The organism is Paenibacillus sp. CMAA1364, from assembly GCF_054373195.1.
In genome coordinates, this window is the sequence record NZ_JBITNB010000001.1 from 20,662 (window position 1) to 41,554 (window position 20,893).

20 protein-coding genes are annotated in these 20,893 nt (G+C 37.7%); 3 read left to right on the plus strand and 17 right to left on the minus strand.

The features are described 5' to 3' along the window. Positions 1-4 precede the first annotated feature (4 nt). Complete coding sequence (locus tag ACH8E3_RS00095; RefSeq protein ID WP_458630550.1) at positions 5-982, minus strand: alpha-ketoacid dehydrogenase subunit beta; 978 nt, start codon at positions 980-982, stop codon at positions 5-7. A 78-nt stretch (positions 983-1,060) separates the two neighbouring features. Then, the gene (gene pdhA / locus ACH8E3_RS00100; protein WP_458630551.1) at positions 1,061-2,125 is read right to left on the minus strand and encodes a pyruvate dehydrogenase (acetyl-transferring) E1 component subunit alpha; all 1,065 of its coding nucleotides are present in this window, start codon (positions 2,123-2,125) and stop codon (positions 1,061-1,063) included. 257 nt (positions 2,126-2,382) lie between these two features. On the opposite strand from pdhA, the gene ACH8E3_RS00105 reads away from it, so the two are divergent. Then, entirely contained in the window at positions 2,383-3,114 is a 732-nt protein-coding gene (locus ACH8E3_RS00105) for an alpha/beta hydrolase (RefSeq protein WP_458630552.1), read from the plus strand. A gap of 161 nt (positions 3,115-3,275) precedes the next feature. Here the strand turns inward: ACH8E3_RS00105 and ACH8E3_RS00110 are convergent, their stop codons facing one another. After that, entirely contained in the window at positions 3,276-3,740 is a 465-nt protein-coding gene (locus ACH8E3_RS00110) for a low molecular weight protein-tyrosine-phosphatase (protein ID WP_458630553.1), read from the minus strand. Positions 3,741-3,909: 169 nt separating this feature from the next. Between ACH8E3_RS00110 and ACH8E3_RS00115 the strand changes: the two genes are divergently transcribed. Both ACH8E3_RS00115 and ACH8E3_RS00120 read left to right on the plus strand, forming a co-directional pair. Then, complete coding sequence (locus ACH8E3_RS00115; RefSeq protein WP_458630554.1) at positions 3,910-4,551, plus strand: thiamine diphosphokinase; 642 nt, start codon at positions 3,910-3,912, stop codon at positions 4,549-4,551. Positions 4,552-4,820: 269 nt separating this feature from the next. Next, the gene (locus ACH8E3_RS00120; RefSeq protein ID WP_458630555.1) at positions 4,821-5,330 is read left to right on the plus strand and encodes a C40 family peptidase; all 510 of its coding nucleotides are present in this window, start codon (positions 4,821-4,823) and stop codon (positions 5,328-5,330) included. Between the two features lie 85 nt (positions 5,331-5,415). Here ACH8E3_RS00120 and ACH8E3_RS00125 read toward each other — a convergent pair whose 3' ends face one another. The 14 genes from ACH8E3_RS00125 to ACH8E3_RS00190 all read right to left on the minus strand — a co-directional run bounded on the left by ACH8E3_RS00125 (position 5,416) and on the right by ACH8E3_RS00190 (position 20,893). Continuing rightward, the gene (locus tag ACH8E3_RS00125) at positions 5,416-6,099 is read right to left on the minus strand and encodes a response regulator transcription factor (RefSeq protein WP_458630556.1); all 684 of its coding nucleotides are present in this window, start codon (positions 6,097-6,099) and stop codon (positions 5,416-5,418) included. Between the two features lie 139 nt (positions 6,100-6,238). Then, complete coding sequence (locus tag ACH8E3_RS00130) at positions 6,239-7,792, minus strand: ABC-F family ATP-binding cassette domain-containing protein (protein ID WP_458630557.1); 1,554 nt, start codon at positions 7,790-7,792, stop codon at positions 6,239-6,241. 305 nt (positions 7,793-8,097) lie between these two features. Further along, a complete protein-coding gene (locus ACH8E3_RS00135) occupies positions 8,098-9,090 on the minus strand; it encodes a hypothetical protein (protein WP_458630558.1) in 993 nt (330 codons plus the stop codon). Next, positions 9,074-9,625, minus strand: coding sequence for a hypothetical protein (locus ACH8E3_RS00140; RefSeq protein WP_458630559.1), 552 nt, complete (start codon positions 9,623-9,625; stop codon positions 9,074-9,076). Before ACH8E3_RS00140 ends, ACH8E3_RS00135 begins: the two co-directional genes overlap by 17 nt. A gap of 16 nt (positions 9,626-9,641) precedes the next feature. Then, a complete protein-coding gene (locus ACH8E3_RS00145) occupies positions 9,642-10,034 on the minus strand; it encodes a hypothetical protein (protein WP_458630560.1) in 393 nt (130 codons plus the stop codon). 67 nt (positions 10,035-10,101) lie between these two features. Beyond that, positions 10,102-10,584 carry an ABC transporter permease gene (locus tag ACH8E3_RS00150; RefSeq protein ID WP_458630561.1) on the minus strand — a complete coding sequence of 161 codons (483 nt, stop codon included), beginning with the start codon at positions 10,582-10,584 and terminating at the stop codon, positions 10,102-10,104. 37 nt (positions 10,585-10,621) lie between these two features. Beyond that, positions 10,622-12,715 carry a hypothetical protein gene (locus tag ACH8E3_RS00155; RefSeq protein WP_458630562.1) on the minus strand — a complete coding sequence of 698 codons (2,094 nt, stop codon included), beginning with the start codon at positions 12,713-12,715 and terminating at the stop codon, positions 10,622-10,624. A gap of 6 nt (positions 12,716-12,721) precedes the next feature. Continuing rightward, positions 12,722-14,605 carry a pilus assembly protein CpaF gene (locus tag ACH8E3_RS00160; protein WP_458630563.1) on the minus strand — a complete coding sequence of 628 codons (1,884 nt, stop codon included), beginning with the start codon at positions 14,603-14,605 and terminating at the stop codon, positions 12,722-12,724. Positions 14,606-14,609: 4 nt separating this feature from the next. Then, positions 14,610-15,443: a chromosome partitioning protein ParA gene (locus tag ACH8E3_RS00165; protein WP_458630564.1), complete on the minus strand. Its 834-nt coding sequence runs from the start codon at positions 15,441-15,443 to the stop codon at positions 14,610-14,612. A gap of 1 nt (position 15,444) precedes the next feature. Beyond that, on the minus strand, positions 15,445-16,143 hold the full coding sequence (locus tag ACH8E3_RS00170) for a hypothetical protein (protein ID WP_458630565.1): 699 nt from the start codon (positions 16,141-16,143) through the stop codon (positions 15,445-15,447). 20 nt (positions 16,144-16,163) lie between these two features. Next, on the minus strand, positions 16,164-17,117 hold the full coding sequence (locus ACH8E3_RS00175) for an SAF domain-containing protein (RefSeq protein ID WP_458630566.1): 954 nt from the start codon (positions 17,115-17,117) through the stop codon (positions 16,164-16,166). A 61-nt stretch (positions 17,118-17,178) separates the two neighbouring features. Then, positions 17,179-18,030 (minus strand): hypothetical protein, encoded by an 852-nt coding sequence (locus tag ACH8E3_RS00180; protein WP_458630567.1) that lies wholly within the window; start codon positions 18,028-18,030, stop codon positions 17,179-17,181. A 52-nt stretch (positions 18,031-18,082) separates the two neighbouring features. After that, positions 18,083-19,570 (minus strand): serine/threonine protein kinase, encoded by a 1,488-nt coding sequence (locus ACH8E3_RS00185; RefSeq protein ID WP_458630568.1) that lies wholly within the window; start codon positions 19,568-19,570, stop codon positions 18,083-18,085. Between the two features lie 261 nt (positions 19,571-19,831). Then, positions 19,832-20,893, minus strand: coding sequence for an SAM-dependent methyltransferase (locus tag ACH8E3_RS00190; protein ID WP_458630569.1), 1,062 nt, complete (start codon positions 20,891-20,893; stop codon positions 19,832-19,834).

A 20,893-nucleotide genomic window follows, 5' to 3' on the forward strand; every position in this document is an offset into this window, starting at 1 on the left:
GAAATTAAAATTCCATTACTTTATTAACTGCAGTTATGATCCGAGCAGGTGTTGGAAGCCATGTGTCTTCAATTTGTGCAAATGGATATATTGTATCTGGACCAGCAACACGAAGAACTGGTGCTTCCAAATGTAAAAGAGCCTTCTCATTAATTTGCGCAATAACTTCTGCTGCGATACCCGCACTCTTTTGTGCTTCTTGTACAACTATGGCACGATTTGTCTTCTTAACAGAAGTAATAATTGTATCTATATCAAGTGGGCTTAGAGTACGAAGATCAATAATTTCAGCCTTAATGCCACTCTTCTCTAACTCATCTGCTGCCTTAGTCGCTGTATGAACTGTCATACCATAAGAAATAATGGTCACATCAGATCCTTCACGAACAATGTTAGCTTTACCAATCTCTACTGTATATTCACCTTCTGGAACCTCTGCACGGAATGCGTGATACAGATTCAAGTGTTCCATAAAGAATACTGGATCATTATCACGAATCGCAGCAATCAAAAGACCTTTTGCATCGTACGGGTTAGAAGGTACAACCACTTTGATACCAGGAGTCTGTGCAATCAACCCTTCTAATGAGTCCGTGTGAAGCTCAGCTGCTTTAACACCGCCACCAAATGGTGTACGGAAAACGATAGGGGAATTATAACGTCCGCCCGAACGATAACGCATACGAGCAGCTTGAATTAACATTTGATCTAGTGCCTCAAATATAAATCCAATGAACTGAATTTCTGCAATAGGGCGAAAACCTTGAATTCCAAGTCCAACCGCCATACCACCGATCGCAGATTCAGCAAGTGGTGTATCAAACACACGCTCTTCACCGAATTCTTTCTGCAAGCCTTCTGTTACACGGAAAACACCACCAACATTACCTACATCTTCACCGAAGAGCAATACATTCGGATCACGTTCTAATTCAACGCGCATTGCGTCGCGAATTGCTTCTTTCATGTTCATTTGTGCCATCGCTTCATTATCCTCCTTAAACATTCACATTCAAATAAAAGTCATTCAAGAATGAGTACGTATTTACTATAATTTATATTAAAAATCCGCCTTTTGTTCTTCAAGGTGTTTCGGTGTATGTTCGAACATACTATCAATCAGACCAGGGATCGTCATCTTCTCGACTTGCTCTGCTTTCTTGATCTGTTCGTTTACTTTTGCTTTAGCTTCTTCTCTTACACGAGCCGTATCTTCTTCAGTCCAAAGCCCTTTTTTATCTAAGTATTTAGCAAAGCGAGCAATTGGATCTTTGACAGCCCATTCCGCTTCTTCATCTTTCGTACGGTATTTAGACGTATCATCAGATAAGGAATGCGGACGGAAACGATATGTTACTGCTTCGATCAACGTAGCACCTTCACCATTACGACCACGCTCAGCCGCTTCTTGAACAGCCTTGATAACTGCAAAAATATCCATTCCATCGACTTGGATACCTTTAATACCTGCTGCAATTGCTTTGTGTGCAATCGAAAGTGCAGCCGTCTGTTTAGCGAATGGTGTAGTAATCGCGTAACCATTGTTCTGAACAAAGAAAATAACAGGAAGTTTGTATACGCCTGCGAAGTTCAAGCCTTCATAGAAGTCTCCTTCAGACGAACCACCATCACCTGTGTACGTAATTGCTACTTGCTTTTGTTTCTTTAATTTGAATCCCATAGCTATACCCATAGCATGAAGGATTTGCGCACCAATGATAATTTGTGGCATTAATACGTTAACACCTTCTGGAATTTGACCGCCATGTTGATGTCCACGAGAATAAAGGAAAGCTTGATATAATGGAAGACCATGCCATACCAACTGTGGAATATCACGATATCCAGGACACAAGAAATCTTCTTTCTCAAGAGCGAATTCACTACCTACCATTGTTGCTTCTTGACCAGATACAGGAGCGTAGAAACCAAGTCGGCCCTGACGTCCTAGATTTACTGCACGATCATCCCATGTACGAGTAAATACCATGCGATACATAATTTCTTTCAATTGATCATCGGTTAAGTCCGGCATCATATCTTTATTTACAATTTCACCATCTGGAGAAAGTACAGATAATGCCTCAACTTCCTCTGTATACACTTCGTAAGGAACCTTACTCATTTTCTTCACCTCGACAAAATAATTTGATATATCATTTGATTTATCATGTGCACCTGTTATAGAATTATTATACACCTGTTCTATACGTTCGTCAAAGGAAAATGCCAGTTAATTTAAAGTTCCTCGGGTTTTTGTATGTATAACAGGACATGATAATTACTATAACAGAAAACGGCAACTCCGATATTAATTCAAGTCAATTTTAGCTTATTCCTATTCGTATTGCAAAATTAAAAGATAAGGAAAGGGGATCAATCATGACAGATTCACGTTACTTGAAAAGAACAATCATTAAAGATCAAATAAAGAGTCAATTTTTAAATGAAAATCGTAACCTCCGTATTTATTTTCCTCCTGGTTATAATGAAGTTCTAAGCTATCCTGTTGTATATTGCCAAGATGGAGAAGAATTCTTCAATTTCGGCAGAATTGCAACGATTGCAAATCGTCTAATCCTAGATGAAGGAGCAGAACCTTTCATTATTGTGGGTGTTGAGGTGGATACATCCGTAAGAACTGCTGAATATGCACCTTTTGGAGACAGATTCCACAACTATTTGAAATGCTTCGCTGAAGAAATTATACCCTATGTAAGTGAGAAATATCCCGTAAGAACAGACCCCTCTGACGTTGTGATTGCCGGTGATTCTCTAGGTGGAAGTGTATCTCTTCATATTGCCATTCAATACCCACATCTGTTCACTAGAGTCCTTAGTCTATCTGGTGCTTATTATGAAGAATCACAAGCCATTATTGCTTCACAACAAGATTTATCTTGGTTAAATATCTTCATGATCGTGGGACTTCAAGAAAATGCATACCAAACAGATACAGGTATATATAACTTCGTACAACTGAATCAAGACACTCATGATTTGTTACAATCTCGCGGTGCGCAAATTCATTACGAAGAGAAAGAAGGCCAACATCTTTGGGGATTCTGGCAGAAGGAATTACCAGAAGCATTGTTATATTTCTTTAGAGAATAATATTCACGATTAAAAAGTAAACCCCAATGCTATGAATCCTATTTTTACTATCAATCACATAAATAGTAAAGGCAGGATTCATTATGCTGTGTTAAGTGCTGTGTATACGTATACATTTTCTTCTAAAAAGAAAGGCATGATGACACATGCCCATTCGTAAATTATAACTTCTCTCTTTCAATCTTGTCTAGTAACACAGTACATCCTTCGTTCATAAGTTCATATACCTCTTCAAAGTTTCCTGTGAAATAAGGATCTGGCACTTCACGAAGTGTTGCATTAGGTAATAGGTCCATATAGCTGATGATCTGCGCTTCTTCCCCTCCTGTTAGCTTCCGAAGGTTAGATAAATTAGACTCATCCATACAAATGACATAATCAAAATCCGAAAAGTCTTTACCTGTAACCTGTCTTGCCATCATTCCTTCATAACTGATTCCACGTTGATCTAAAATGTTTCTAGTTCCTTCATGAGGGGGTTTTCCTATATGCCAATCCCCCGTCCCAGCAGAATCGATAGATATCTGATTATCCAATCCCTTGCTTTTCACTTTATCCCTTAATACTGCTTCTGCCATAGGAGATCGACAAATGTTGCCTAGACATACAAATAAAACATTAATCATTCCATCTCATCCTTTATAATCATTCTAGTTGATCTTATATACACCATATATACGATCAATTGTACCAACAATACGTCATGTTTGTACAACCTAGTAATCTCAACTATAATTATTCGTAGGTTTCCCGCTTCAAGATAACGTTGACTATATTGGAGGAACAAGAGTAGATATGACACATAAACGAGTAATCATTTTTTCGGGAGGTCACCTTCATTCCGATTTTTTACAAGAGATTCAAAGGAATGACTTCATTATTGGTGCGGATAAAGGAGCATTATTTTTGATACAACATGATATACGACCTCATCTATCTGTCGGTGATTTCGATTCCATTAGCTTACAAGAAAAAGAGATTGTGTCTTTACATAGCGAAAGAATGATTGCCTGTGATACTTATGATAAGGATCTTACGGATACTGAATTAGCATTTGAGATGGCTATTGAGCAACAACCTAGTGGGATTCTACTTGTCGGAGGAACTGGAACACGCCTTGATCATACTCTAGCCAATATTCACTTATTCTATAGAGCTTTGGATGAACACATCCCATTCGCCATTCTTGATACTCATAATTATATGACGATGACAAATTCTACTATAGAAGTGAAAGATCTAGGTTATACCTACGTATCTTTATTACCCATGACAACTGAAGTGACAGGCGTTACATTACAAGGATTCCTGTATCCTCTAGATAATGGCACCTTACAACAAGGGCAATCTCTTGCCATTAGCAATCAGCTTTCTAATACTATAGGAAATATCTCGATTGAATCTGGATTACTTCTCGTTATTCAAAGTAAAGATTAATAGATACAATTTTGTAACTATTTTTAACCTTTTTAAAATTAGCTGATATTCCTTGATACATTAGGGTTTATCGGCCTTTTTATTGCAACTTTATGAGATTAACTTAATCTCTCAACCATTCTAATTTAATTTTAATAAGGGGGCTGTAACCATTGATATGATGCTCTCTTTCTATTGAATACTAATTATTAGGAGATTACAAAGCTGTTATACTTGGTTTCGAACCCAGAACAACAACACTAGAAACCAACTAACGGAGGTACAACAACATGAACAAACACAGATGGACTCATAGATTAGCAATCGTAGGAATTTGCTCGTCATTAGCACTTACAGCAGCGGTAACTGTCGCTAGTCCAATAGCCGAAGCAGCTACAACATCTACAGTATCCATATCTAAAGCAACCAAAATCGCTAACTATGGAAAAACCTTTCTTAAAACACCTTACAAATTCGGCGCTTCCACTTCAACAACGAGATACTTCGATTGCTCTTCATTAATGAAAAGAATCTACGGCAAGTACGGAGTGAATCTACCTCGTACATCCGTTTCACAATCTAAGATGGGTGTTGCTGTTTCAAAAGCAAATCTTAAAAATGGAGATTTAGTATTCTTCTCAACGGGTAATCGATCTAATGGTAAGAACATAACACATGTCGGTATGTATGTTGGAAATGGTAAAATGCTTCATACGTATGGCTCTCCTGGTGTAATGTACTCAGATATTAATAAAGGTCATTGGAAGAATACTTATGTAAAGGCTCGTCGTGTGCTCTAGTTCTAATTCCAAACATATTAAATAAGATAGACTTAAACATGCTGACAGTTTCCTTAACTGTCAGCATTGTTATTTAAGCAGTTCATTATATACCTATTAATATATATCCAACACCCCGTGATGTATGAATCATCTTATGCCGATGCCCCTTATCAATCTTCAACCTCAAATAACGGATATAGACATCTACCACATTAGTTCCAAAGGAGTAATCATACTTCCACACTAACCTTAGTATCTCATCTCTAGAACATACCTGATTGACATGTCTTGCTAAATATAATAATAGATCGTATTCCTTTGGTGTTAATTCAATCATCAGATCATCACGGCTCACTTGATGACGATTCGGATCAATATAAAGATCACCAATCGTGATGGGCACATACATATCTATGTTAACCATACCTACCAAGAGGAATATATTGCGTATTCTCACTATTAAGATTCTTGGATCTACGGGCATGGCGATATAGTCATTCGCTCCTGCATTGAACCCTTTTATAATAGAATCACTTGAAGTATCGTATGAGATGATGAGGATAGGGCCATAAACCATTGTCTTGCGTATCTCTTTCATAGCTTTCAAGTCATTACCCATATGGCCGAAATCAATAATAATTAGATCTATTTTTTGATTCTGTATACACTTTATAATTTCGATAGTATGAGCAACTTCGATCACTTCAAATCCATCTATTCGTAACGCTTGTATGTTGGCTTCATCAGCTTCATCTTCATAATGTATATACAGTATGATTTGGTTCACAGACTCTCACCTACTCACTGTTAAAATGAACACCGTAGTGACGCTTACCCTTATCTTTCTCCAAAAATAAAAATCCATCCCATTATTATTGGGATGGACGAAATAACAACTATAATTCTCTACGATATCTTTACTCTTATCAAACTTTACTGGATGCCCACTCTTCTACATTCCACTCTTTGGTTACCCAGTCGGCGTAAAACTCTGGTTCGTGGGATACGAGAACAACCGTGCCCTTAAATTCCGTAAGAGCTCTTTTTAATTCAGCTTTGGCAACAATATCTAGATGATTCGTAGGCTCATCGAATAGAATCCAGTTCGCATCACGCATCATTAATTTACATATTCGTACCTTTGCTTGCTCCCCACCACTCAACATACTTAAGGGACGTGTAATATGATCATTCTTCAGTCCTACACGTGCTAGATGTCCGCGGACTTCACTCTGAGTAAGCGAAGAGAATTCATTCCACACATCATCTAGTGGCGTAATCTTACCCGCAATGGCTTCTTGCTCGAAATAGGCAGGTTGCAGATATTCCCCTAAGTATGTTCTACCGCTTAAAGTAGGTATTTTACCAAGAATAGTTTTGAGTAAGGTTGATTTACCCACACCGTTACAACCAACAATCGCAATTTTATCGCCACGTTCAATCAACATACTCATCTTAGGTAGTAAAGGATAACTATAACCAATTTCGAAATCAATTCCTTCAAATACAGTCTTGGCACTTGCTCTAGATTCTTTGAATTGGAATGTTGGTTTCATAGCTTCTTCAGGCTTCTCAATACGATCCATTCGACCTAACTGTTTCTCACGGCTCTTCGCTCGGGTGGATGTAGAAGCACGTGCCTTATTACGATTAATGAAATCTTCCTGCTTCTTAATGTAATCCTGCTGTTTCTCATACGCTTCAACATGTTGATTCTTATTCATATCTGCCATCTCAAGGAATTTCTCGTAATTCGCTGTATATCTAGTTAATTTGGTGAATTCCAAATGATAGATAATATTGACAATTTGATTCATGAAGTCTGTATCATGTGATATCAGCATAAAAGCATGTGGGTAGTTCTTCAGATACTGTGTTAACCACTCAATATGCTCTACGTCCAAATAGTTCGTAGGCTCATCAAGCAGTAATACCGTCGGTTTCTCAAGCAACAACTTGGCAAGTAATACCTTCGTACGCTGTCCACCACTCAAAGAAGCTACATCCCGATCTAACCCAATTGCAGTAAGTCCTAATCCTTGGCTCATTTCTTCAACTTTTACATCAAGCATATAGAAATCGCCTATCTCTAACTGCTCTTGAATATCTCCCATTTGCTCTAGAAGCATATCCAATTCTTCCGGTGTCGCATCACCCATCTTGTTGGTGATCACTGTCAATTCTTCTTCAAGTACCAACAAAGGTAAGAATGCATCTTTTAGAACATCTCTAACTGTCTTCCCTGGGGTTAACTTCGTATGTTGATCCAGATAACCATAATGAACGCGCGGGGTCCATTCAACCTTTCCACTATCTCGAAGCAACGTACCTGTTAGAATATTCATTAAAGTAGATTTACCCACTCCATTAGCACCAACAAAACCTACATGTTCTCCTTCCAACAAACGGAAAGAGACATCTTTAAATAACGTACGTCCACCAAAATTATGGGATAAATCCTCTACTGTTAATAAACTCATTTTTACTCGTTAACCCCTATCTATAATAAAAATCATTTGATCATTTGATCTCATCTTTTTAACCGTCAAGATGACATTATATCATAAATAGGGGGTGTGACGGAACTAACAACAACATTTTTTATACTGCCTTAGTGCGTTCCGCTTATACCATAATTATTCGATCTCTCAAGCCATCCAAACTATCGAACCATTCCATGTCCTAATATTGGTTATTAAGTAACACAAGTTGGTGTCCATATCACTTTGTCTCATTCTGGATACTTGCCTTGTTATAGACACCAATAAGTTCCCAGTGTCAAACGTTAAGGTCTATATCCAACCTTACATTCCAACGGAATATAACCATTGGCAGCAGCATCACGTTCAGAGGTGAATACCTCTACTGTTGTAAAAGAAGAACTACACGCTTTACGTGAGTAATAGTATTTACGTCCGTTCGCCATTATCCCATGGTATTGCTGTTGTTTCACAACTCTGCTGCCCCCCAAAGCATAATTGTTATAATACTTACCACCCAATGGAATACCTTGAATAAAAGCTAATACACCTACATCATCTATTGTATTGTGCCATTCTTCTTGACTAATGAGGGGAAGGGTAAAGGTATATGCTACTCCGTAACGCTTGGTATAATTGTTATATTGATTAATCTGATATTCAAGGTCTTGTTGTATCGTATTTACGATAGCGGTTCTACGTACCTGATCGTATGTGTCAGCATGATCTAGTAAAGGAATGTTAGCGTGTGTCGAAATTTCACTGCGAAAGCCTTTTAACCAGCTATTATCCTCATTGCGATTTACAATGACATAATCATCTAATGTAAACGCAAATGTATTTCCATATGAATCTGAATATGAATATGGCTTTTTAGGGCTCCATACATGTTGTAGTTCCTTTTCACCAGCGGCATTTGTATATTCATCCCAGGAATACAGATAGTAACCGTCATATCCCACGATAACAATCGCTGGAACATAACTTTTCAATACCCCTTGTCCATCTACATCATGAAATACGCCAAAATTTAAATACATCGTATGAAAGAATGCTTGTACGGCATCCTCTTTATTGATCTTCATTTTTTTGACCACTTCATAGTTCATTTCATCTTGATGTTCACTATTCGTTAATAGAGCCTTGGCAGCATCTTGTGTTGCCGTATCGATCGCCCGATTATAGCGAATTTCAAATAGTAGGTTCTGACGATGTTGATCAAGATGAATACTATTGAACACACTATAGGGTAGAAGAATCGCAACAGATAATATCGCGAATTTAATAATAGTCTTCATTGAGGACCATGCCTCCATACGGAATAACGATTCTCTCATTAGGATTATGAATGCCAGCTGTAAGGAAATCATTCATCAGTGTTCCGAGCGTTCGATTGGTGTTTTTGACCGTCACATCGAATAAGTCGCCCATTGTAAATGTGTAGACCCGATCTGCAGAATCTACAGGTTCATTAGAATCATTGGGAAATATTCTCTTGTGGATATCAGCATTGAAGAATTCCTCATAATGAACGTTGAATTCATCTTGGAACACGCCATCATCATTGTACACAGGATCATATCTTTTGTGGCGATGAACCATTTGAATATCATAACTGTTTCCTGTCAAAGCCATTTGCTCCTCAAATACTGTATACATCGTAGGTGTGATATATCCCTTATCCCGGACAGAATCTACGAACTGGGTGATGGAATGGAGTACGATAACCTCAGATACATCATCTTGTTTATTCAATGCACTGGATACAGGCCATATTAATAGAAGAGCAATTGCTATAATCGCAGCAAATACGTTAGCAAATGAATTAGACAAGATATAACAACCCCTTTTAATTAAAACGTAACATGGTTAATGCGCCCTTATCGTCTCTTATATATGTAGGTGTATATTTCTTGTTGAGGTTAATTGATGACACATCGAGAGTTGTTGGATCTATTGATGTCGAATACATTACACCATTCACTTCAATATCAACACCAATATCACGTATCACATAAAGAGATTGTCTTACTTGCGCACCGCTTACAGAAAATGCAATAGGAACCTTAAGCGTAGTATGTATATTTTTATCGAGTTGCGTATTCATATCGACCATTTTTTGTATCGTATCTCCAGTCGTTGTGAATAAGTATAAAGACATGGAGACCGAGACGATGAATGCAGATATAACGCAACTAAGACCAATGGCATCGGCAGTATTATTTTCAATAGCGATAAACATCAACTACTTTCTCGTTAGAAAAGAGATGTAATATTTACATCCCTCTCCTACTATGAAATCTAATCTATTATTTCTGTTTAAAAGTGATTGCACGAATAACGTTACTATTGTCTTTAACAACCTGAGCTTCGAACTTGCCGGATGGATTCACGTAATCATTCTCAGATTCATTACTAGCACGTGTAATCTGCCCTGTAGCTCCAGTATTCATAACAGATCCGTAATCAGATTCTCCTGGATTATTTAGCGTATTTATTCTTTCAAAATACCAAGAACCAGTCGTATTCTTACCTGTTCTCACTTCAACACCAAATTGTTCTTTGTCCTTGAACTTACGAAGTGCATTTAATACTTGACTACCAGATACGGTTGTATTGTCATATACGGTGAACGATGCTTGGGACATCTCTGTTTGAATATCCGCAAAGCTACTTTGAGCCGTCTTCGTAGCCTCTTGTGCAGAAATAAATAAGACTACAACAATCGTAATTAGAGCAATCGTCAAAAAAATACCTGCAGATACTTTCAAAGCGGATGAAGCATTATTCATAATAGTTCCTCCTAAGTGTTGTGGTTAAATAAATTATTTATAATCTATTGATTTGTTCATAGTAAATACCCATCTGGTTGATACTCACGTAGATCAGTGGAATAACTAAGTAGAGAAAAATAACAGCATACATTGGCGAGAACCCGATCATTCTGCCCCAATTGGCTTTCGATTCCAAGGTTCGTTCATAATTCTGTTTACGCTGCTCATAATTGTAGTTTCTCTCAGATTCCAGATCATCAAAGGCAAGTTTGATAGGAATTCTCTCCACAGCTAACTGAAGCCGTTCTATCGTTCTTACCAATGGTATATAAGGAGCATCATTCATCAATTTACTAAGGGCAGCATTTGCTCCACTCTCATAATTGATGACACATGTATGGAGAGGTTGTTTGAAGATAGATGCGAATCGTTCCATCCATTCCAGAATAATCTCAACAGATACACGGTCAATTTCTGATAACATCGCAATAATCGTATGGAACTGATCCACTTCATTCTGCATATCCATAGCTCTCATTCGCTTCTGGAAGCACAATATCCAATAAGGAATTTGGTATCCAATCCACCCCATCCATATACAGATTAATACTTCCCACCATTTCAAATATTCGGATTCGATCTTATGAATCTTGGATAGAATTCTTACTACAGATGTATTAAGTAATGTCACATCAGAGGAAACACTTTCTATACTCGTCATTTCACGAACGATTCGATTCTGGATCTGATCTTTGGGCACTCCTTTAAGCTGTACCATCATATTTCGATCGAAATCCGTTATAGATTGGGCTTGTTGTAGATCTTTATCTGACATTCTGCCAAATAAAGTGCCACTCGTCGTAGGCGCCTCCATCACATTCTTCACCGTGATCGCATGCATTGTAATAAATGAAGTTAACATTCCTATCGTGAGAACAATACATAGAATTAGACGATGAAGCATATGCCAATTCATGGGATAACCAGCGTTGGCATCTTTTAATAATCTACCTATCTTAAAATGCTGTGGTGATCGCTTGGTAGGTGTTACACGAAATACAAACCAATCCACAAATGGAATTCGAAGAACCAACCTTTCCCATGGCCTTTTTCTCTCCACAACGACATACGTTCCATCTTGTTGATCCTTCATTTTTTTAATCAATATATAAGATAACAACACAATGGCGAAGCAGATCATTTGAATAATGAACCCAAGCTTACTACTATAGAACTCTTGCATCGCTGGAAACATTTTACCTGCCCATAGTTGGATCGGTTTCGTAAATAAGACCGGTGCAATGGCAATAACTGAAAGTCCTGATAACAAATAATTTAGTTTCGATCTTTTTAGAATTTCCAAGTTAATTTCCTCGTTAAGTCTATTAAGATTAATTAAATATAAAGAACCCCCATCCATCTCCTTATCTCCAAATTCTTTCACCAAGTAAGATAGACCAGCAAATGATTTCAAGAATCTATTGGGTGCTGTATGATAGTATTTCTCAAGTTTATCTTCTGGAAGTTCATCATCATCTTTAATAATCTGATAGACTTTCCTTGCATGAAGACTAGCTTCAGAATTGGATGCATCTGCTGCTTCAATAAGCGCTTCCTCGATCATTCCATACTGGTGATAATGGTACCTTATATCCTTATTAAGATCTCTTAATTGAATCAGTAATCGATCCTCCACTTTGTGTATAAAAGTATCTATCAACATACCATTAACAATCACGGCACCTAATAACAACATAAAGATGTATGTCACGTCTTGATGAAGGGTCATTAGAAGTAATACAGTGACAGATATGATGCCGAATGTTGAAAAGACAATCTTCATGGTCTCTCTTCGCATTCTTATTTCATCATAGGAATGAATGGCTTGTAATCTACGCCTGATGGATAGAACATATGTGCGAAGAAAAGGTATTCTGTAGTAAGCAAGATAAGAATCTTGCATAATATAGTCGAACTTTCTTCTCCAATTCGATTTATTTGAACCAACAAGGTCTTCATAACTCTTGATGGCCTGGCTTGTCCCATTACTATTTGCTCTACGATTAATACAGGTAACGATCATATACAACACAGCACTGAGGAAGATAGAACTTATGAATATCATCCATGCGACCGTTTTAACATCCATTTCTTCTTACCCCCAGAATCTGTTGATACATTGCTGAAATTCCTCTTGTTCAGAAGATGACATTAAGTCCATCATTTCATTCATATTTCTCTGTGATATAGGATTGACCGCCATATATTCTCCATTCTTGTACTCAACGATATTAGATTCCTTGAACACTTTGCGATCTGTACTACGTTCGAAGTATTCTGTCGTTGCTTGAAATAAAGCTTGTAGGGTTTGATCTGGATGATTCATTTGAGAGAAATCAATCTGATTCTGATGTTGTTCCAATGGTATACATTCCGTGATTCGAGCGATATATCTGGTTCCATCCGGATCCTTGGATAAATGGATGTTAAAGTTAATGACTCGAACGACTTCCTCCTCTGCAATCTTTTCATTCTGAAACACATTCGTTTTTAACAAGGAATTACGAAGGGAATAGATCAGATTCTGAAAAGTCTTGGCGTGATGCGTGAATATTGTAAATAAACTTGCCACTTGCGTCATCTGAATCATCCATGCCGCAACTTTATCTGTTGCAACTTCTCCCAGGATATTGACCGTCCCATCTGTTTTCTTTTGAATATCAAGTCCTTCCTGGCCAGTAATAGAATCCGTTTCCCTAAAAGTAAGGATGTTTCTTTGTCTATAAATCTTCCGCAGATGTAATTCAAATGACATTTCTTGAACTCGCAACGTATAGGTTGCATGAATATATTGTACAAGTGCCATTAATAGTGTTGTCTTTCCGCTTCCTTGTGAACCTGTAATAGCTGTCACCCGCCCACCTCTAACAAGAGCAATGAGCAGTTGTATGACCAAGTCACGATTGATCATATTCGAACTAACCCATTGTTCTAAGGTCGCACTTTGGGTATCGAACTTTCTTACGAAGAATGCCCATGATTCTGCAAAAGGGGGGCGCACCACGACAATTCTAGATCCATCTTTCATTTCGTTCACCTTAAATCCGTTGTGTTCCGAGAGTTGACCAGGATTCTTGTATTTGTATATATTCTGACACACCCGGATAAGTTCACTCTCAGTACCAAAGCTTAGAAATGACAAGTGAATAGATTTACCTCTGAAAAATATCCATACACTATCATGTGCCATCAAGTGTTCATGATGATTAATCTGGTCTGCGAAATAGTTCATACCATCGTCGGGGTCAAGTTGATTAATAGGTGTCCCTGAGACGCCACCTGAGACACCATCGATTCTCATTTCACGAATCTCATCGATCACACTAAATCCCTTGAATTGTTGATAAATCCTCTGAACGATAATATAAAGCTTATCCTCGAATGTTAATGGCACCCATTCTTGTCTGAATACATCATCTATCTCTTCTGAAGTAATAATGTATGATTCGCAACGACCGTCTTCAATGACCGCTTTTAGCTCAGCTAATCTATGTGTGTCAATCCATTTGGCAAGTGCATCATATCGATGTTGTTTCTTGTAGTGATATAACATAATCTCAAATTTATCTTGGGAAGTTAATGACCTATGATCTTCAAAGGAAATAATCCAATTGATATTGTCATCATTCAAACTATAGTTCTTCATAAATAGATCAAACATCGTTTCTTTTACGTAGAGCTTGTCTTGTAAATCGCCGTGTGTGCTTCCCTTTAGTGACTTTTTGAGAAGTAGCATTTGATTCGTTCGACGAATAAATTCCTCTTCTGATAACCCTAGATGTTCAAGGTTTGTCTTCGTCATGTCATCGAGTGCTGCTCTTAAATACGCTATCATGCCATCAATGGTATATTTCTTATCTAATGCATGCGGATCAATTCTAGACTGTCGCTTTTCTGTAAGCTTAAACAACACAACACTTCCCACAAGAAATACTATGAATACGATGAGGGCGAAGTTAAGAATATAACCTAGACTCATGGCTTCATGAAGCCCCCTTCTCACTAAAGATCCTTACATCTATGTCCACGGCTTCCATAATTCCTATACTTAATTTTCTAACTTCTGTCATGAAAAGGTTGTTCTCATCGGTTGTTTTCACATTCTTATTCTTCAAAAAGAATTCAACAACTTTTTGATCATTACACCCATCCATAAATCCTGTGGAATGAGGAACGGTGTATATCGGAACCTTACATTGATACATACGTACAATATTGGCTACCGTGTATTTTGAATATCGATCATATTTCCCTAATACGATGATGTATTTCTTATCCTTCAGACATGTTGGTGTTTCCTGAAAAAACTCATTCAGGACGTATACATTCTGGTTAAGGTTAACTACGATTAAGTCTGAAGATGCAAGGACTGAATTCGTTAATGGATTGTAGGTTCCACTGTTCACATCAACGAATGAAATATCATAATACGATTTAGCTACATGAAGAATAACATCCAATATTGTAGGCATAATATCTGACGTTTCTTCGTAACGTTTGGATGTGCCTGGAATGAGATCTAGTCGATTTCTCAAGATGGGTATGGCATAATCTTGTACATTATTAGGTACAAGACGATTACTCTTTACTAATCTCTGAAGTGCATCCATTCCAATGTTCGTATATTCATCACGGTATTCATAATTTGATTTACTCTCTCTTACCAAGGATTTCTCTAAGGTAGATATTTCCGATTGTGTATGCGCTAACATGACCCTAGTGACATATTCTGTTCCTATCAACATAGCAACAGCAATCATATTCGCAGTGTTTCCCGCTTGTCCTTGACGATTGCTCCAAAATGCAACTTGTCCCATGCTAAGACCTCCTCATGACTAGTTTCATCGCTGTTCTAATAGGCTTATCTTCTATCCCAGTAATCTCTTTCGTTATCCGATGAAGATTGTGCTTGTAATGTTTAGATAACTTTCTTATGTTGATCAATCCATGATGTTGATTATTAATTTTTGTAGCGTAATCTACTTCATCATAGATAAATTCGAAAGACTTGTCCGACCATCTTAAAGGGTTATTGGCTAATATATGCTCTAAGAAGTCATCAGCAATATTCGTTTCTACACGATTCAGAATGACTTTTGTAAACTCTTCATCACCTGATTTATCTGGATAATCCAAGTAACCCTCTAACAATTCAACTGTCTTCTCGATATTCCATTTCTCCATCGTTGACACTACGTATTTTTTCTCCACCTTATTCAGATCATCTTTATTCACAAAATGCGGAAGATTGCTATGAATGATGACATGTTCATATGGATCATTATCCATAAGCGAAGATTCTAATTCTGATAAAGTAGCATACCCTGAAGCAACATCAAATCCCTCGAAATCGATCAATCTCATGTCCGACTGAGGCGTCGGTGTAGCATATTGAATGAATCTCTCTTTGGTAGCGTCTACAAGAAGAGTTCTTCGACCTAAGCTTGTAACGACTTTACATGTGTATTGAAGTAAGTCACTAATATCGCACACACCTATAAACAAAGCATATTTCAATTCAAAGCTCCTTTCTTTCCTTATTTGATTAATTGTTGATCAAATACATCCCTATTGTCTGATTCAGTTATAGCTTGATTATTGGATTGATTATAGGGTTGGATGATGTCTTCTTTTGGAGGTAACAACATACTGTTGTTTTTAACTTGCATTTTGTCGGTTTCATTCATCTTAGAAAGGTTTAGCTCTAAATTTTTTCTAGCAGCCATTTGTAGTTGTTCTCGTGCTTTTAACAATATATTGGGATTAGATTCAATTAAATTGATCACTTCTACCTTAAGTGGATAATTTATAATGGCCTTTTCTTGAATGTATGGATCAACATAAGTGTTGGCATAAATCTTTGCACTGTTAAGATATGCGTCTACCATAGCGCTTGACATCGCGAGGATTTCTGACTCATTGACGTTATACCAGACTGTTGTTCCTGACACATTATTCACTTTTTTCTTTGATAAGACGATGAAGTCCTCCCCTGTTGGAAAGGAAATTCGTACATCAACAAACTGTCCTTTTCGTATGGTTGTTGGTAATTGCATCACATTATATTCTTGTGCACGTAGATCCTGTGGCGTTATTCCCTCTTCAAATACCATAGAATGTATAATGGGCGTGTTTAATCCTACTTCTAACTTCATAATTTTACCTACCAGTTCATCCTGAGTATGAATGATGTTGTCAGGTGATTGCGTATCAGGGATCTGAATAATCTTTAAATCATCCTTGGTTAGTGTCACACCTGCTGGGACCTTTCTCGATGTCACGACAACCTTTTGTAAAAGAGATTGTTGATCATAAATATTCTCTTTTATTTCGTTCAATTCACGTTCATATGCTATTCGTAATAATTGATGATCCTTCGCTTGTTTATTAAATATATATATCGCAATGATTGAAGCTAAGATACCCATAACCAACGCGCCGATCATACCTGATAAGATTAACTTCTTAGTACGTTGCCTTAGCTTAGACATCTAAATACACACCCCTTACTTCACAATTCAATAATCATATTCTTGATAAATACAATATCTTTTATGCTCCTTTAATGATGTCCTTCCATGTGTTCGCTAAATTCATTTGATTCATAATATCTCTAGATAATGATCGAATACTCTCATAGAATGGGTAGGCTGATTGATGTGTATTCTTATGACGACTTCGATGCATGAATGGCAACACCGCTCTCATATTCCATGCATCCAGTAAGTCTGTTGAATACGGTATGCCATGAATTGAACCATGATACCCAAATCTCCTTTTGATATGCTGAATTGTAGTATGAGAATGTCGATCATACTTTCCAATTACCAACATGTAAGGCTTATGTTGAAGTTCTGGTGGTAGATTTGATCCGGAAAAGAAGGCTTCTAACGTTTGAATATTTTGTGTAAGACTTACGACAATCAGATCTGCAGAAGAGAGAATTGCTCCATCGCCCCTCTTATCTAGTTCATCACATCCACATCCTGCATCCATTAGATTGAGATCATAATATTGATTAGCCATGGATAGAATCGAGGGTATTAATGTACAACGATAACCTGGCAGTGTTCCTTCCTTTTTGGCATTCCCAGTAATGAAATCTATCCCTCCATACATTAAAGGAGTCGTATAATCACGGATATTCTCTTTATTGAGTCTCCGATTTAAACACAATCGTTCTAACGCATCCATTCCGCATTCTTTATATGTTGTTACCAATCTGTCATCCAATCTCATAGTTGTTTCTTGAATACCCTTTTCAATACGCTCTTCCCATTTACCACCATGACCGAGCAACAATTTTGTCCGATATTCTAAACCAATCATCGATGCAACAGTAAGAGCGTGCGCAGTATTACCACTTCCCCCAAGTAGTGGACTCCAAAATGCCACTGTACCCATATCTTCTCCCTTCTGTGCCAAAGAGCACATGTATATTTGTGCATTACATAGACTAAATAAGATAAAACCTTTTACGTCTTTTTAAGTTGGGTATGTATTTATACAACATATCTGTAAGCATGTGATCCATCTCTTCATTCATATCAAAAGGGTCAACATGTAACGGTAGGCTATAAGCCTTCATTGTTCCTACATGTTTGCGAAGTCGCTTGACCGCATCCATAGCCGCTAAAGGCATACAATATATCCACTTCTTCTGAATATATTGCTTTAGGTGAACAAGGGCCTTTTCCATATCCTGATATCGCCACTCTGATCCCCAGCCGACAAGGATAGGGATATCAGCTCGCAGAAATTCCTCCATTGCCTGAACATCCTGGAACCAGCCCATATCCAATACAACATATGAATACTTTCCATCTAACAATTCAACGAATTTAGAACTTGTACACTGACGATAATAATCAACATCTTCTACGAGGAAACACTGCTTTCTTTGATTCTGAAAAGGTATATGCCCATCAACAATTTCTTGGATTCTAACAAAACTCGATACTTGGGTATTAAGTTCAACAATAGCAACCTTATTGTGCTTTCTAGCTAAATAATGTGCGATGCATATCGCGGTATGCGTAGTTCCCGCACCACGACTTGCCCCCATTACTGCGATGACATCGGTTCCTAAATTTTTATTGTCATGTATTGAATTGTTGATTTTGTCTCGGTGGCCTACTAGTTTATCTTGTGATTTCAGCGCTTCTCTAACTTCATTTACGCTTTGATACCGTTGTATTGGAGATAATTGCAATAATTTGCGGATGACTGCAATATCTTCCTTGGAATAGTCAGATCGAATATATGATTCAACCCCATCAGACCACTCACTTCGAGCCCCCTCGGTGACAAGATATAAGAGTAATGCACCTAATCCGTATAGGTCAGACCTCTCGTCGCTTTGACCCCCACCATATTGTTCTGGCGCTGCAAAACCAACCGTACCTAGCTTGACTGTATCCTGATCTTGTTCTCGTTTGTAATTCCTAGCAATTCCGAAGTCAATCAGACACAGCTCTAGTTCAGGTGTTAACATAATATTGGATGGTTTTAGGTCACGAAATACGATCACAGGTTGATGTGTATGCAAATATTCTAGAACATCAAGAATTTGATCTGTTAATTGTAGAATCAAACTTCGCTTTAATATACGATCATGACTGATGAAATATTTCTCTAATGTCATACCATCGATATGATCCATGACCAAATACGTACTCCCATGCTCATATGATGGAAAGAAGTCTACTATCCTTGGTAGACGAGGATGATTTAATGTCGTAAGCAACTTCGCTTCTTCCCCAATTTGATATTCAAGTTGCGGTGACGATATGAAGCATTCTTTCACTGCCCATTGCTTACCTGGTAATTTAAGATCATCAGCCAAATAAACATGACTTGTTCCTCCTGATCCAATGATCCGGTTAATCAAATATCTGTCACCAATAATATGACCCTGACGTAATAATGATGGTTCTTTCAACATTTCACCTCCTTACCTCAACACAAAAAGGGAAAGTACCCTGAAAAGTAAAGAGTCGGTTAAGACCGGTTCTCCTTGAACTTTTCGGGATACTTTCCCTCAGTTGCATTGATTGGTTAATTTTGGAACAAGCATATTACAAAATGACAGTCTTGTAAAGCTATTTTTTAACGTCAGTGCACTTGAATTCTAAAACTGGGTTGTCGCAACCCTTTAAATGACTTTAAACCATTCGTGCATATCGATATCCACTCGTTAATAGATTTAATATTTAATCATATGAAGTGTTATTTCATCTCGATTATGAAATAATTGTTTTGCATATTGCAATTGCAAATGTTCTTCTTCAAACGATGTAATTACCTCTTTGATTAATGCCATTGGCTTTTTATGCATTAGCTTAATTGTTACAATTGCTGTTCCACCTGGTGATAAGCAATATAATAGATCTTTTACAAGCTTGACCATTTGTTTTGGACTCCAGCTCATATCACAAACAAGCAAATCGAATTGGTTATCCTTAAAACGTACCTGGGAAGCATTCTTCCGCATGATCTTTAGTTGTGGATGACCTATTAAAGACGGATGCATCTTCGCTGGATCAACTGCGGTTACATGGATACCACGTTCAAGTAAGAACGACGTCCATCCACCCGGTGCAGCGCCAATATCAAGTGCATGACGAAATACAGAAAAGTCAATTCCAAAAGCTTTTTCTGCTTCAAGCAATTTGAACTTGGCTCTAGATATCTGCCCTTCTTCCCTCTGGAATCGAACAGCCCCACCACTCCAGTCAGATAGATTATCTTCCGCAAGGGATATTCCTGCATAGATATGGTCTTGTGAGACAAACACGGAAAGAATCCAATCCATATTTTGCACAACATATCGAGTGTCTTGGTCTTGCAGATCATGTAAGATCTGTTCCCTCAGGGCTCCCGAGCTAACATCACTTAAGCTTTGTTCTGACTTACGAACTTGCAGTGATACGTTGGAACCTTGAAGTTGTGTTTGGGTTAATACATACTCTTTCAAATCATTCAGGCCACTACGCAACTCTTGAGTAGCAATCTCAATCTCTACCGGTTGTATATGACGAACGAAGATTGGCGGTTCTTGAGCAAGCATTGTTGCTATTTCCTTCCAAGAAAAATCCACCGTCACCAGAAATACTTCACCTGACACGAGGACGCTACTCTTAACACTCCCGAATAAGCGTCTTAATTCTTCTTGAGCAAATGGTGCGAAACCATGATTAGCCGTGCAGATAAATCGACTTTGCTGTTGTTCTTGTATTTCTTCTTCATTTACATTTAATTCATCCAA

Excerpts from the sequence above, each read along its gene's own strand:
- ACH8E3_RS00105 (WP_458630552.1), top strand. The coding sequence starts at position 2,383 with ATGACAGATTCACGTTACTTGAAAAGAACAATCATTAAAGATCAAATA.
- ACH8E3_RS00115 (WP_458630554.1), top strand. The coding sequence starts at position 3,910 with ATGACACATAAACGAGTAATCATTTTTTCGGGAGGTCACCTTCATTCC.
- ACH8E3_RS00155 (WP_458630562.1), bottom strand. The coding sequence starts at position 12,715 with ATGGATGTTAAAACGGTCGCATGGATGATATTCATAAGTTCTATCTTC.
- ACH8E3_RS00185 (WP_458630568.1), bottom strand. The coding sequence starts at position 19,570 with ATGTTGAAAGAACCATCATTATTACGTCAGGGTCATATTATTGGTGAC.
- ACH8E3_RS00175 (WP_458630566.1), bottom strand. The coding sequence starts at position 17,117 with ATGTCTAAGCTAAGGCAACGTACTAAGAAGTTAATCTTATCAGGTATG.
- pdhA (WP_458630551.1), bottom strand. The coding sequence starts at position 2,125 with ATGAGTAAGGTTCCTTACGAAGTGTATACAGAGGAAGTTGAGGCATTA.
- ACH8E3_RS00150 (WP_458630561.1), bottom strand. The coding sequence starts at position 10,584 with ATGAATAATGCTTCATCCGCTTTGAAAGTATCTGCAGGTATTTTTTTG.
- ACH8E3_RS00120 (WP_458630555.1), top strand. The coding sequence starts at position 4,821 with ATGAACAAACACAGATGGACTCATAGATTAGCAATCGTAGGAATTTGC.
- ACH8E3_RS00145 (WP_458630560.1), bottom strand. The coding sequence starts at position 10,034 with ATGTTTATCGCTATTGAAAATAATACTGCCGATGCCATTGGTCTTAGT.
- ACH8E3_RS00165 (WP_458630564.1), bottom strand. The coding sequence starts at position 15,443 with ATGGGACAAGTTGCATTTTGGAGCAATCGTCAAGGACAAGCGGGAAAC.
- ACH8E3_RS00095 (WP_458630550.1), bottom strand. The coding sequence starts at position 982 with ATGGCACAAATGAACATGAAAGAAGCAATTCGCGACGCAATGCGCGTT.
- ACH8E3_RS00130 (WP_458630557.1), bottom strand. The coding sequence starts at position 7,792 with ATGAGTTTATTAACAGTAGAGGATTTATCCCATAATTTTGGTGGACGT.
- ACH8E3_RS00160 (WP_458630563.1), bottom strand. The coding sequence starts at position 14,605 with ATGAGTCTAGGTTATATTCTTAACTTCGCCCTCATCGTATTCATAGTA.
- ACH8E3_RS00180 (WP_458630567.1), bottom strand. The coding sequence starts at position 18,030 with ATGGGTACAGTGGCATTTTGGAGTCCACTACTTGGGGGAAGTGGTAAT.
- ACH8E3_RS00110 (WP_458630553.1), bottom strand. The coding sequence starts at position 3,740 with ATGATTAATGTTTTATTTGTATGTCTAGGCAACATTTGTCGATCTCCT.
- ACH8E3_RS00135 (WP_458630558.1), bottom strand. The coding sequence starts at position 9,090 with ATGAAGACTATTATTAAATTCGCGATATTATCTGTTGCGATTCTTCTA.